Source organism: Protofrankia sp. CiP1_Cm_nod4 (genome assembly GCF_982290645.1).
Genome location: NZ_CEVIVC010000189.1, coordinates 4,071 through 4,869 on the forward strand (window position 1 = coordinate 4,071; position 799 = coordinate 4,869).

1 protein-coding gene is annotated in these 799 nt (G+C 77.2%); it reads left to right on the forward strand.

From position 1 onward, the window contains the following. On the forward strand, window positions 1–767 hold a 767-nt coding region (locus tag AC5LSR_RS22160; protein ID WP_493468947.1), incomplete at its 5' end, for a phosphatase PAP2 family protein. Window positions 768–799 lie beyond the last annotated feature (32 nt).

Consider the following 799-nt stretch of genomic DNA (forward strand, 5'->3'; position numbering starts at 1 on the left):
CCGTCGCGGCCGTGGGATACCGTGCCGCCCGCCGGTCCGGCCGGGTCCGGGGCCGGATCCGTCGGCGTCCGGGGCCGCTGTTCCGGCTCGGCCGGCCTCCGGCCGCCGCCCTTGCGACGCTGGTCACGGCAGGATGGCTGTTCGGCGGGGTCACCTGGGACGTGGTGGCCCGCGAAGGCCTCGCCGCCGACGACGCCCGGCTGCTGCACGGCGTCACCGCCCGGCGCGGCCCCGGGCTGACATCATGGGCCAGGGTGGTCACCGGTCTCGGTAGCGGACCGGTCGTCTACGGCCTGCTGGTCGTGGTGGGCGTGCTGTGGTGGCGGCGGACCAGCCGCTGGACGCCGCCCGTCGCCGCCGTCGCCGTGCTCGCGGCCGGTCAGCTGGTACGCCTGATGGTCAACCGGTCGGTCGCCCGCCCGCGGCCGCCGGCGGCGCTGTGGCTGGCCCACCCGCACGGCTACGCCTACCCGTCCGGGCACACCGCCACCGCGACCATCGGCTACGGCCTGGCCGCCGCACTGATCATCAGCCTCCTGCCGGCGGGAAAGGCCATGCTCGCCGCTCCGGTCGCCGCGGCCGTCCTGATCACGACCGGGGTCGGGGTGTCGCGGGTCTACCTCGGGGTGCACTGGCCCACCGACGTCGTCGGCGGCTGGGCGTTCGGTGCGGCCTGGCTCGCGCTGGCGGCCTCGGCCGTCGCCCTTGACCGGCGGCGTCGCAACCGGCGGCAGCCGACGCGTCCACGGCCGGCGCGGGCGCCGTGAAAACCCCCGTCCGCCAGGAAAAGAGCTCGCCC